Below are 14120 nucleotides of genomic sequence, written 5' to 3' on the forward strand. Positions count from 1 at the left end.
TAATTTAAATTTCTACTGTTCCACCATGATTAACTACTTCACCTTTACGACCATTATTTTGGCTTCTGCGATAAATAGGAACTCTATATGTCCAGAAAGGGATCAAGATGAATAAGTGCATGACAAGAATAATTATAAAGGGGATAACATAATTGGGCGTATACAACTTTGCCAACTTCACTGGGTTTTCCAATGGCAGTTCATTATCCTTTATTGATATGAGGAAGGGCTCATTATTAATTGGAAGTTCTTTAATTTTATCATTCACGAGAATGAGGCTCGTTTTGACAAAATTGTTCAAATCATTATAATTTGTGGACAAATTCAGCCTATCCCATTGGTTGAATGACTTGGTATAGTAATCGGCTTTTTTAAATATTAAACTGTCCAATAATATGTTGTTCTCACTGATTTTGATTCGATAGGCATTTAAAGTTGCATCGGTACTGGCAGTAACATCAATATTTTGGGAAGGACTATTTAAAATAGCATCTGGTAGGCTGAATGGAGCTTGACTTAATTCATTTCGTAAAATATTAGTCCTGTGTATTTTATAGGCTAGCAATTTATTCTTGAACTTTGCTTCAAAGGATTGCAAAGATTCATTTGCAACATTCTTATAATCTGTAGTCAGCTTCTTGACCAACGTCATTTTCTCTTCAGCCTCTTTTTGCAGCTTAACTTTGCAGTTTGTTTCAATATTAACCAGGTGGATCATAAAAAAATAGCTCACAAGTCCAAATACAATGAACACTGCGAAAAAGAATGTAGCCGGACTCTTCAGGTAGCCGACATTGAACATCCGTTCTTTGTTGCGTTTTAATAGTTGCAATACAAAATAGTAAAAGATCACCACCAACAAACTTCCTGCTAAACTGATTAGCATGTTACCTTCTGTCACATAAACAAGTCCCAAAAAATTGCACAAAAGTAAAATCAATAGAAAAATGGATGAAATCACATCCACGAATAGAAAATTTTCTTGTTTCATGTTTTTTAATTCAAAGTTTTATTCTTTAATACTTTATTACCATTCGCAATAGCTGTATTTGCGAGTAATTGCTGAAAGATCTCTTCATAAGTAGCGTTTGGGCTTTTCGCTTTAAGTAAACCGATGTAACCTGCTACTATAGGAGAGGCCATACTGGTGCCATCTAACATTTCGCTTTGATTACCTGGCTTGGCTCCTATGATATCCACACCTGGCGCAAACAAAGTCGTGTACTTGCCATAATTTGAAAATGATGCGACGTGACCATTTTTATCCAATGCACCTACTTTAATTGTAGATTCAGAGCGTTGGAATGGATCAAATCCGGTTAGCTGGTTACTGTTTCCTGCGGCAATAACGCACACCGTTTTATTTTTGCGCGCATAGGCAAATAACTCTTTCCAAAAGGCAGTTTCGTCTACAGCGCCATCCTTAATAAAAGCCTCCTGAACATCTAATGGAATTTTCTCATTTGTATTAAATGACAAGCCAAGTGATAGATTAATGACATCAGCATTATTTTTAATGGCATAAAGAATACCTCTGATGACATAAGATGAGCTCGTATATCCATTGGGATCTTCTACTTGAATAGGCATCAACTTACATGTTCCACAAACTCCTTTTACCTGACTAGAATTTCCCATTGCAATAGAAGCAACATGACTTCCATGATTTATGCTCGCCGGGGAAACATTTGTGCCACCATTAAAGGCGTTGTAGGGTGAAACTATTCTACCGGCTAAACTAGGGTGGTTTAAGTCAAACCCGTTGTCAATAACTGCTATTGTAACCCCTTTACCCAATTGTTGAAATTGATCAGGGTTTACATTGATCTCCTTAAGATGCCACTTATTATCAGTTACATTTCTATTCGCCTCACCCTCTGTCTCTAATCGACTGAAAAGCACCTCATCCCATACCAGTAAATCCATGTTAGGGATCGTTGTCTTTACCGATTTCTTGAATGCTTCTCTATCTGCTTCGGGTACAAAAACCTGCAGATAATTAATAGTCGAATCAGCATAAAGTAGTTTATACTTTGAGACATCAAATTTTGTATTGAAGGCATGGATAAATTCATCAACCCGTACTACACTATCCTTTATTGCAATATTAACTAGGTTTACAACTACCTGCCTTTGATCATCATCAATAATTATATCTTCCTCTGCTATAGGAAGTCGGTAGCTTCCATTAGCACCAATAATCATTGGCTGTTGACCTTCGTTTAAAGCTGCACTTTGTTCTGTGAAAGAAATCGAACTACTTTTTTTATCGATTAAATAAAACCAAAAAAGAACACTCAATACCATTGACAGCATTACAATCAAATAATAATAAAAGGGGTACCGATTCATTTTTCCGGATAAGTTGATTACAATGGACAGTTCACAATATATTCCCAAGCTGTATCTTCTGTAGGGGCAGACACCTCCACAACAAAATAATCGGGTTTGCCAGGTTCCGCTTTATATTCCCATGCTAATTGTCCAAAGCTTGAGACCAATCCGTTTGTAGATAATACCAACTGGCCATCATAGAATACATTTATTTCGTCAGGAATAGATTTAGTATCATATTCAAGTGCAACTTTCCCAGATTTTGCGCCTAACGTATGTTGTGTTCGTGTATTGCCTTGTCCTCCAGATTGCACCTTTGCATCACAATTCACCATATTACCATGGGTAGTATTAACGTTAGCAGTTGAACAATCAATTAATTGCTGTTTCAAAATTTGCATTCTATGGTTTGGATTCCATAAAACAGCATAGACTAACAAACCTATTAACAAGAAAAGCAAGGCATAGAACAACCACCAATTTCGGTGAAAGAATAAAGTTTCATTTTTATCCATAACTAACTGTATTTCAAAGTTTTGAAAAATAAAATAACACAAACAAGTATTAGTAATAGGATTAAAATCCACGCATACTTTGCAGCGAAATATTTCAGGAAGGCCAAAAACCCTTTCTTTTCAATCTCTTCAACAGCCTGATAATTATCGATTTCTTTAGGAGTTGATAAAAAGGCTTCCTCCAAGGGATCATCCAATGCGACATAGCTGTTTTCCAACACAAATTTTTCATCTTCCATGAAATCAGTTTCTTTTGGAGATTCGGCTATAAGTGGTGGTAAAAAATGATTTTCACCTGTCGTAGCACCTTGATTATCAAGATGATGATTCTGTAAAGAATCAGTTAAAATTGTAGGTTTTTGATTTTGATTATTCTCAAACTTCCATCCCCATATGATACTAATATCTTTTCCATTGGTAAAAATTAGATTGTTCTCAGGATTAAAAACTGTTTTAATAATTTCGACCCAATTTTTTACATTTTCATCATTAGTACGCGAGATATCTATTAATAGACGTTGAAGTTCTTCATAGAAAACCCAATATTGGAGTAGCCCAAAATCGTGACCATGAGAATCCTGGACCTGATGTAATTCCTTAAATGTCGAATACCATTCAATATCAAAGTTTGATTTAACTGGCTTTGCCAATAAATATTTAAACTTCTTGTCTATATTAAATACCAAGAAGTTATTTATTCGATCATATTGATCGAATAAATAAGCGTTATCGAAAGAAAGGGGAATGTATTTATCAGTGGCAATTGAATGGAATTTATTCATTCTAGTTTAATTGGAAAGGTGAATATTCGTGAAGCAAATTTTGTAACTCCCGATTGGCTTGTTCGTCGTAATTCACATAACCAGCGTTAACGAGTAAAGAAATTCTTAAAAACTCTATCCACTTATTATATTTCTGAAGAGAAATAGCTCGCACATCAATTTGTTCGTTATCAAACAATGCTGAAATAGCCGCATCGGATGTATCTAACTTTCTTTCATAGAATCGATTGGCATTAGTGGCCAAAATACTTCTGGCTTCAGCCTTTTCCTCATCTGTAAAATAGTTTATGTCAAAATTTATTACCATTTCATTGATAATTAAAGAGAAAGTTTCTGCTAAAAATGACTCATGGCCATGATTAATATCAATTTCAGAAACGATATTATTAAGCACCTTAACTAATTTTTCTTCAATCTTCCTTTTTTGAGTTAGTTCCTGCAGATAAGATAACACGAATGTTAAATTACTCTTACTTAACCCAAGTGCAATTAAATCACTATACTGGTCCAAATCGTTAATTTTTATTGCCCAATTATTAAGAACCAACTGTACATAATGTGCTGCTTTGCTCGAATGAGAATCTTCTTGAGTCAAAAGTTTATTTATACTTACACCGTTGCTTTTAAGGAAATCTTCTACCTCGGAATGTGACGGTAACCACAAATATCTTTTAAGAATATCCAAGGCCTCATCTTTACTACTTGCATCCTTTAATTCAGGGTATTGTTCAAGCATAATGGATACATTTGTTGTTTCATCCATCACTTTTTTGCTCGCATCTACAACCATATTTTCGTTCAACAGATGATAAACTATTTGTGAATGGAGAGATATACGATCTATTAAGGAATTGAAAAGTCCTATATCTTTGACCAAGGCATTATTAAATGAAAGTTGAAACTGATTTACATGGCGCATCTGTTGTTCTCTTAAGGCTACAACATCATCTTTATGGATATAGTGTTCCAGCTCATCCTGAACATTTTTAAGAATCGCATTCAGTTTTTGCAGATTGTGATTAATTTTAGTTCTATTAGTTGAAACTTTTATCAAAGCATCGATAATCGGTTTAGAGCCATCATGGTTTTTGGCAGCGACATTATCCCAAACCTTTTCAGACTCTGAAAAGTGTTTTTGGACAAAACTATGGTTAACAAATGATTCCTTAAGTACTTTTAGAAAATTTGCGCGTTCTAAGTTAACTTCTGTTTCAACACCCTCCTTTTCAAAACCTACAAATGAATCGTTCGAATATTTAAAATCTCGTAATAAGTAGAAATTCTTAAATAATTTGTCCTTAAGGGTCCACTTTGTATTCCAATTTCGAGACTTTGTTACTATTTCCTGTTCGAAAAATCGCTCAAATCGTGTGTTCCATTTATAATTTAACTTATCTGCAGACTCCAAATATTCATAATCATTTGTTGTATCAAATTTCATTTGATTATTGAAAAAAGTGAATATCACAAATAGTGGAGGTATATCTGATCCTTGCAAGGACTGCTCTCTCTCTTCTGCAGTTTCTCCTATATTATTCTGAATCCAATTATTTAATAGTGTAGGAATTTCATTAACATCTGATTGTTTATCATTTGTACAAAATAAGAGGTTATTGATATCAAAATCAGCCGAATATTTATTAAAGAGGTACGAGACCTTACCTCTAAGTAGCATGCCATCAATGTTTTTTGGAGAAATATCTTTTTGATCCAATGCCAAACGGCTCCTAGCGCCTGGAAAGTCAAGCAAATCATTAAAATTCAAGAATTCTTTTGATTTTACAAGATCTTTGGGGATAGAAAACACCAATTCCGAAATTAGCGCAGTAAGAGCAGGAATAGGTATATTAACCTCACTACCTTCAATAGTTTTAAATGTTGTTAAATTATCAAACGTATCAAGCTCAAGTTCTCCCAAACGTTTTACATCCAGAATAGCACCCTTATCTCGCAATACATTTTCAAATTTCACATACCCGTGTCTCGTGAAATTCAGCGTATGGAGCTTCCTAACAAGACTGATAAACAACTCAGTAAACAAAATTTCTTTGTTCCATAATATATTGAAAATATGGCTCCAGTCGTCATAAGAATAGTGTGATATAATTTTACCAATTCGCTCAAAAAATCGGCTTTCATACAATCCTTCAAATAGAATAGTGTATTGTGAAAGATTCCTTTCAAAATATTCTTTTATCTCCAGGATATCATATTCTGTCAAATGATTTTGGTTACCGTCTGGTATTTCTAGTTCTAATTTTTTAATATGACTCTCAAATTCACTTTTGGATGGAAAAGCAGTGATTTTTTTTAAATCAAGAAAAAAAGAGTCTAACAATACCAACAGGATATCTTTAGGTGCTAATAAGTTGACTTTTATTGGGAAATCCGGATAGGTAACATCCTGATCAATAGTAAACCTGGTCACTAATCCTGTACTTTCAGCCCCTGTACCAGGAGGATTTATTTCTTTTAAAAAGTCGAAATAAACGCCTGCATTTTCTATATGAAAAGGTTTACCCTCTTCACTAAGTAAGTTTTTTATCAGGTAAGATTTACCAACCTGACTTGCACCATAGACAGCAATTACTGGCTTCTTTCCAATATTGTTCTCTACTTTTTTAAGCGTATTTAAACTATTTTTCAATGTTAGAAGCACTTTATTACGGTCTTCAAACTTTAAATGTTTATCCACCCATTGGATTGATTTTCCTATCAATACAGACCTACCAGATATAAAATCCTGGATAAGCTTAATTTCGATTTCAGTGTAATTATTTAACATCGCATTACTATAAAACAAATTCACAAGTATCTAACCAAAAGCCCTGTACACTATCAAGGGTCTGATAGCTCAATTGAAAGAAATTAATTGGTTTTTCATTTCCATCTACATCTTCCACATACTCAATAGATAAAAGCTCTTTGCTTTCGTCAAAATCCCTAGAAACTGTAATCTTTAACGGCAAATGGCGCATTATTTCTCCAAGCTCCATGTTTATTTGATTTTCATAGAATAGAGTGTCTTTGCCAACATACCGACTTTTAACAACAGCTTCTATCTGCTTAGCATCTATACTTAATTGATATAAGCCGGAGTACGTATAATTTTTAGAAAGAAATTTCGAGTAACCAAATTCAAAAGGGAGATTTTTAACTAAAAATGTCTGTTCGTTAATTTTTGGGGTTAATATCACTTCCTTGACATTATGTGTTTTAAAGACAATATGATCAGCAGTAGAATTGAGGCTTTTTGCTAATTCTTTAGTATTTAACCTGAAATCTTGGATTCTATTTAATTTACCAGCCATTAAAGCTACTATAGCACCTACCCCTACAATGGTTTTCGGGTCATTCACAACCCCTGAATTGTCGGCAAAAGGGTACCACTTACCAACCCAATAATTATTAAGGTTTATAACATTGTTTGGTGAGATGGATAAAAACTTCTTGTATAGCGCTTCATAACTTAATAATGAAGCTGGTTTGCCGGAGAGTATCACATAGTCGCACTCATATTGATTGATGATCAGGCATATTTGTCTTATTAGACTTTCAAAAACTGCAGACACCACCGTATTGACAATTATTGGAACAATTGTCCATTTAACATCTAAAAAGTTAAATCCAAACACCTTTTCACAATATTTTATTAGCGCTTTATTGTCGAACCTTTTGCCAATTATTTCTTCAAAAGTTAGCGATGCAACATCCGTCTTATTGGCATATTCCAGGTATTTTAAAATAATGGGACATGCAACCTGGTGAATAAAAGATTTGCGCATCATTTTAGATAAATACCCCATGTTGTTAGAGTTTTCACCAAAAAAACCATTGATTTTATCTTGCATATCAATAATTCCTTTATCTCTACCGAACTTCGCTAACAGACCAATATTCTCGTTTCCAGTAGTACTCTTGATTATAATTTTTTGAATAAGTTCTTTCAAAAGATCATCTCCAGCTAATATAAAACTATCCCAAAACAGAGGAACCGGCGTTATATTCTGTACTGTATTGGTAGTCTTTAGCTCATATTGATTAATTACTACATCAGTGGTCCCTGCACCAATGTCAATCGATGCAATTTTCAGTTGACTTTTATTATTAAAAACATAATGCTCAATGACATAATTATTTGCTTTCAATTTCTTTGCAAATAAACTGTACACAAACACGAGTTGGCTGCAAGTGGCCTCATCATACATCCAATCCTTTTTATCTTCAACCTCGCTAAGCTTTCTAGTGAGATCTTGAATGGAAGGAACTATTTCTGGACTACTAAACCCATTTCTATTAGTCTCCTGATCAAAGTAAATCCGTTGGTATCCTTCCAGTAAATCACAAGCTTCTTTAGCTGCTTTTCGCAAAGCGATTTGTTCGTGCTGAATCATTCCTGTAGGGCACGATATAGTAATGCGCTTGATAACACGAGGAACAGTCATATCACCATGCTCTTCTCTAAACCTGTATGAATTAATTTGTACTTGAGCATGTATTAAGATCTCTAAAAAGACAAACTTCATTAAAGAAGCTCTTGAGAACAAGGACTTTGCTCCGAATACTCCTTTTGGTTTAATCAGAGAACCATCTAAATTCAACTGCTCAGAAATACCGTTCAGATACACTTTTTTTACACGATTTGTATGAATTGGCTGGAATTCCCACTCACGCTCGCTCAGTTTATCATCCCACAAATAGCGTTTAGGACTAGAGTTAAAGGTTTTAAGCTCATAACCTAAATCTAGATTCGTACTTGCACCATTGATCAATTTCTCAGCTTCAAATCCAGCTCTAACTAAACTAGGTACAATGAATTTATTATTGTGATAATTATCTTTGTTTATATTTCCAAAATTAGATTCACTAAACATAATATTCATCGGAAAAGATGCATCATATTCTTGATGTGGATCCGTATAATCTTGAATGATTAATTTTTTTACACTATCAAATTCAAAATTATCGTTATCTCTATTTTCAAATAATAAGGCGCATGTTGCTGAGTTTCCTATGTCTATTACTAAATCAACAGCCTTTTTTCTTACATCATCTGTAAATAACTGTATATCAGGAGATTCAACTTGGCCAGACAACCATTTAATTAATAATATATATTTAGCAACATATTTTTTAATTGGGTGGGTGTACCGTTCGTCATCGTTGTTTTTATAAAAAATATCACCTAAGTACTTTTCTATCCAGGAAATCGAACCATCACGAGTGAAAAGGAAATTGCTTAAATTAATTTCATCTGGCTGTAATCTAAAAACATTTTCATCTGGATTATTACTTAACTGAGGTCCTGTCTTATCGTCCTCATTTCTTGCCAATGAGGTATCAATCGCAAAAACAATCTTTGCGCGTTTAAATGACTCGTCGCAGCTAAAAAACACCCTAACCCAATCAGTTGGATATAGCAAATCTCTATTTATTGAATTTTCTTTAAAAAAGGGTAATGGCAACCACTTATTTTGATAATGTTTGAGTGCTAGCTTTAAGTTGCTTTCTTCAAAATAACCTTCTGTTATTTCCTTACATGTATTTAAGTCTACCTCGTCCTTCAATCGCTTATTATATATCAGATCTTTATCAATAAGTTCTTGAAGACGATAAAATTTCTCATTCCCATTACCCGTAATTTTCAATAGAGGATCAAGAATAAAATCGAAGACATTAGTGTCGAAAGGCTGGTGATAGTAAAATCTATTTTCCTTGCCAAAATCAAGATCAATATTAATTTCATATTTATAATATTGAATACTTGAATTAGCAATAAGAGAAATTCTTTTCATTGGTTGTTATATCGTCTAAAATTTTAGATTAGTAATTTTGTCCTTTAGGGTTCGGGCCATACTCGTTTCCAAAAGGATCTCCACCAGCAAATGCCATCCAAAGTCCATAAAATGGAATTATTTGAAACCAACCGGAATTTCCTCTATCATGGCATCGCTTAGCATTTTGGGCAATCATCAACCAAAAAGCAGGGATGAAAATTATAAAAATCAAAAGATTATTATCACCTGAAGATGAGCCTCCACCCATTGCCTCTACCACAAAAAACAATAAATTAACCGCTACGAATGTAAGCCAGTACTCTGTCCTTCGTATTCTCCCATTAAAACTAAATGGAGAAGCAAACATCCTCTGCTTTGGATTAGTTGGGATAGTTTCATTAAAATCATCAACGGGTGTATTTTGTTCATCAACTTGTGCAGAATCATCATATTCAGATTTTACCAATCTATTTTCATCCGATTGTTCTTGAATAAACTGTGGGACTGTTCTTCGTAGGTCTTCAGTTTTAGGAATTAAAAGATCATTATTCTTATTCACTTCAATTGAGGTTGAGTGACTCACAACTTGAACAATAAATAAATCTTCTAAATCAGGAATCTCAATAGCCGCTTTCCATTCCGTCAACCCATCAAACCAAACAAGAGTTTCTTTGGTTATATTCACTTTTTTAAGGTCCTCAATAGTAATAGGACCAAACCGTTGAGAATCTTTTACATAAAAGTACTTTTTCATAGATGTGGTTGATATAAAATTATCTTAGCTAAATAGGTTCGCCAAAGCTAAATCATAGAGGATTTTATTTTTTACGGAAAACCGTAAAAACCACTTTTTTATAAAATCTGATTGAATTAGAATAGTTTATACATCAATAATAAGAAATTTCGATTGAGGTAATTTCACTTTTTCAGAAATGCAGGTCATCATTAATAATTGACTTTAAATACTTTACACTAAATAATATTGTCAGTGCAATTATATGAAGAGGATACATTCCCCAAATGATTATAGTGGGCAACAACAAACTGATTGTAAGAATTTACAGCCAAAGCTTTCTATTTGAGTCCCTATTTGCGTGGTTTCCTCTTGCACGCCTATCGTATTCTAATTTCCTGCTGAGAAGTAACAAAAATTAGCTAATTTGCGAACTTTTTAAATCGACGCTCCGATTAAAGAATAAGTTTTGAATAAAAAGACAAGAGATATCATCACTATAGGCTTTGCCCTATTCGCCATGTTCTTCGGAGCAGGCAATTTATTACTTCCGCCCTATATTGGTATACAGATAGGAGACCATGTCTGGATCACCATCCTGGCATTCGGACTGAGCGGTATTTTATTACCCTTTCTCGGCATCCTTTCCGTCGTCAATGCTGGTGACAAATTCGAAGACCTGGGCGCTAAAATTCACCCGCTCTTGTCCCCCATTTTAGGAACCGTGATCATGCTCTGCGTTGGTCCGTTGATTGCAGTACCACGCACAGCGGCTACGACTTATGAAGTGGCTATTTTACCATCGTTTCCAACATCTGGTCCGGTCTTGACTTCTGTGATCTTTTTTATCGTGACCTGGCTTTTAACCATCCGACCATCACGCGTAGTCGATATTATTGGTAATATTCTCACCCCCTTACTCTTAGTCTTGCTGATTGTTTTAATAATGATCGGTATATTTTCACCCATTGACAGCTATACTGAATCAGCATTGAGCAGTGGTCAATCGTTCACCTTAGGTTTTGTTGATGGCTATCAAACATTAGATGTCTTAGCCTCCGTTATCTTCGCCGGGATTATAATTGCTGCAGCCAAAGCAAAAGGCTATGAAAATACCCGGTCAAAAATGCAGGTAGTCATTAGCGCTGGTGTAGTTTCCTCTACTTTCCTATTCATCATCTACGGCGGACTCATCTACCTCGGCGCTACTTCTGGTATATCAGACACTTCAATCACGCGTTCTGAGTTATTGTTGCGCATCTCCCACTCGATTTTAGGGCCATATGGAAATCTTGCGATTGCCATTGCCATTGCGCTTGCCTGTTTAACGACTTCGATTGCGCTGGTCGCGGCTTTTGGAACCTTCTTCTCGTCACTCAGCAAAGGAAAACTGGGCTATAAATTATTGGTTACCATTTGTTGTGTTGCCTCTTGTGTGCTCTCGATTACCGGAGTAGATAATATCATCACCTTCGCCTATCCGATTCTCAGTTTCGTTTATCCAATTGCGATCACCCTGGTTCTTTATTCGGTTTTCTTTGGCTCCATCGTCAAAAACCGTAAACCCTATATCAATGCTTTACTGGCTTCAACGGTCATTGCGCTGTTTTATTTACTTAAACAATTCTCGCTCCTTAGCGAAAGCAACCTTGAAACCTTGAACCATCTCCCGCTCTTTCAATATGAATTAGGTTGGGTTATACCTTCGGCTATTTGCTTCTTTGCAACCTGGGCAATCAGTGGCTCAGGAAACAAAGAAGAAGTTGAGATTCCTTCGACCTAATCGCTAAATTCTATATCGGTATGCTATTGGATTCCTAATTTCGAGTTAATTAGGCGTGAAAGCGTATTTGTTATTGTAAAAATCTTTGTGACAGAAATATTTCACCTCGTTTGCTGTTCCTTGCACTTAGGTTTTTCGGTCCATCCAATATATAATATGCAACACAATTTTTTACTTTAATGAAGTTAAGCCCCAATAAATCCTCCGTTTTTCTAACTTGATTCATAATTTTGAATTATTTTTTTAAACGTTCTAGAATAAATATCTGCATCGAACACTGGCAGGGTGTTGTTAATGTGTTAGTCGACAAGAATAGATAATAGCCTTCATCAATTTAACTATTAAAATGATTTTATGATATCAGACAGCTTCGATTTGAAGCTATTGGCCTCTTGGAGTAAGACCTTGTCTATTTTTGAAGAAGCCATATTGAAGGTGCAGATGATTTTGATGCTAAACGCATCAGAAAGCAAACCATCACAAAGGTTGAGAATTGAAGATACATCAGAACTCTGGCCAGTTTCACGGTCAAGCAACAGCTTTTCCGCATCCTCTATGACAAATACGGATTCCGCATTTTCGGTCAGGAATTGTGTGAAACTTGGTAAGGACAAACAGTAACCCATCGATGCGGAAAACATCTTCCTCTGTATGAATACTTACACGTTTATATTGTGCTTCGGGTTCATTTAAAACATTTATTATTTGATCGTGCATATAACCCTTTCCCTTCTGTTTCATCGCCAGGAAGCTGTCCTTACTTTCTAAAAAATAAATCTCTAGTAGTAAATGTTTAAAGCTAAGTCGCGCGTGTTTATCCGCCAATAGTAAGAACAACTCTTCAGCGAAATAGCCATAAGCACAGACTTCAGCTAATTTATTTACGGATTTGATATGCGCATTGATTTGACAGCCGGGATAAGCTTGTAAAAACCAAAACGGTGCTCCAGCTACTTTTTCACTTTGTAAATAATAAAAAGGTTGGGTAAAATCAGGCTGATGTAAGGTAGGAACTAACAGTTGCCAATTCTCTTTAAACATGCCGACGAGATCTGCATTTATTGGCACAGCATTTTTCACGATTAGCCCATTGTCTATCAATTCAATTATGCTTAACAATAACACAGGCTTATGAGGTGCCTTCCCATAAACTGTATTTGCTCTTTTCAATCTAGAAAAGGCATTCAAATATTTGTCTAGTAGATAATTCAAATTATTTGCGTTTTTAAATTACCCTATAGCTAATTTCCCACTTTCTTTCCATATATAGGCTGGCATTGGTTCCTGAAGTTTCCATTCCACATTCATCGGTTTAGCGCCACTTGATTTCATAAAGTCCGCCTCTCCTAAAAACACATAAGAAAGCGTATTGCCAAACTCATCCTTGTTTTGCTCACGAACAAAAATCAAAATCTTTCTACCCAACATATTTTGTTGGATATATACCTTCCCAGATTCATTTTCTGGTGAAGCTCTATTTTGACTTTGCCAATGAAATAGATAGTCACTAATGGCATAGTCATCATACAATGTGGTTGGCGAATATTCTTTTTCAGATTTCTTGAGTGTTACAAACAACGCTTCAGTATTCAAGTCCTTATTTAAGGCAATACCCTCCCTATTAGAAGATTTCTGTTCAAATTTATGTATCCTCAGCGCTGCTAAAATTTCATCCCTATTGTAACGACTATGCAATCTTAAAGGGAAAGCATAACCAAGGTTGATTTCCTTCTCCAGGAAATTGACTTTTTTAATTAAAATGGCAAGGACCTCTTGTAATTCACCCAGCATTACTGGATTACGCTGAAGGATTCCAATACTATCTGCTAGACTCTTGAAATCAAACGCTGGCCCATCATTCAGCCATAAATCATAATGAAACATCAATTGAAACAGCCGATGTTCTTCGTCATCCTGATTAAGTTTGAATTTATGTATAATCAAATGTTGGATAAATCTAAAATAGCTAATTGAATTACATTGCATTAGTCGCTGGATACAGCGAATGATTTCTTTTTCTTGGGGTTCATTAAATGCTGGTATTACCCCAGCTTCTGCACATAACCTTTTCCAACCATTCCTTTTATAGATCTGGGCAAGTTCAATTTGATAGAAATCGATGAAATTATTTAGGGTTAATGGTAATGTAGATTGATGTCCGAAATTGATGATTTTGGTGATGAGTTGCCTCCTGTT

10 protein-coding genes are annotated in these 14120 nt (G+C 35.0%); 1 reads left to right on the top strand and 9 read right to left on the bottom strand.

Annotated features, from left to right (window positions below):
* Positions 1 to 4 precede the first annotated feature (4 nt).
* The 7 genes from WG905_RS18365 to WG905_RS18395 all read right to left on the bottom strand — a co-directional run bounded on the left by WG905_RS18365 (position 5) and on the right by WG905_RS18395 (position 10162).
* Positions 5 to 991: a hypothetical protein gene (locus WG905_RS18365; protein ID WP_339593222.1), complete on the bottom strand. Its 987-nt coding sequence runs from the start codon at positions 989 to 991 to the stop codon at positions 5 to 7.
* 5 nt (positions 992 to 996) lie between these two features.
* On the bottom strand, positions 997 to 2307 hold the full coding sequence (locus tag WG905_RS18370; RefSeq protein ID WP_339593223.1) for a S8 family peptidase: 1311 nt from the start codon (positions 2305 to 2307) through the stop codon (positions 997 to 999).
* A 62-nt stretch (positions 2308 to 2369) separates the two neighbouring features.
* A complete protein-coding gene (locus WG905_RS18375; RefSeq protein WP_339593224.1) occupies positions 2370 to 2849 on the bottom strand; it encodes a hypothetical protein in 480 nt (159 codons plus the stop codon).
* 2 nt (positions 2850 to 2851) lie between these two features.
* The gene (locus WG905_RS18380; protein ID WP_339593225.1) at positions 2852 to 3631 is read right to left on the bottom strand and encodes a hypothetical protein; all 780 of its coding nucleotides are present in this window, start codon (positions 3629 to 3631) and stop codon (positions 2852 to 2854) included.
* Between the two features lies 1 nt (position 3632).
* Positions 3633 to 6416 (bottom strand): virulence factor SrfC family protein, encoded by a 2784-nt coding sequence (locus WG905_RS18385; protein WP_339593226.1) that lies wholly within the window; start codon positions 6414 to 6416, stop codon positions 3633 to 3635.
* 7 nt (positions 6417 to 6423) lie between these two features.
* A complete protein-coding gene (locus tag WG905_RS18390) occupies positions 6424 to 9426 on the bottom strand; it encodes a virulence factor SrfB (protein WP_339593227.1) in 3003 nt (1000 codons plus the stop codon).
* Between the two features lie 28 nt (positions 9427 to 9454).
* Entirely contained in the window at positions 9455 to 10162 is a 708-nt protein-coding gene (locus WG905_RS18395; protein WP_339593228.1) for a DUF805 domain-containing protein, read from the bottom strand.
* Positions 10163 to 10610: 448 nt separating this feature from the next.
* Between WG905_RS18395 and brnQ the strand changes: the two genes are divergently transcribed.
* Positions 10611 to 11924: a branched-chain amino acid transport system II carrier protein gene (gene brnQ / locus WG905_RS18400; protein WP_339593229.1), complete on the top strand. Its 1314-nt coding sequence runs from the start codon at positions 10611 to 10613 to the stop codon at positions 11922 to 11924.
* 528 nt (positions 11925 to 12452) lie between these two features.
* Here the strand turns inward: brnQ and WG905_RS18405 are convergent.
* Entirely contained in the window at positions 12453 to 13136 is a 684-nt protein-coding gene (locus tag WG905_RS18405; RefSeq protein ID WP_339593230.1) for a hypothetical protein, read from the bottom strand.
* 18 nt (positions 13137 to 13154) lie between these two features.
* The coding region (locus WG905_RS18410) for a DUF3427 domain-containing protein (protein WP_339593231.1) at positions 13155 to 14120 on the bottom strand (966 nt) is incomplete at its 5' end.

This window comes from Pedobacter immunditicola (genome assembly GCF_037482985.1).
GTDB classification, from domain to species: domain Bacteria; phylum Bacteroidota; class Bacteroidia; order Sphingobacteriales; family Sphingobacteriaceae; genus Pedobacter; species Pedobacter immunditicola.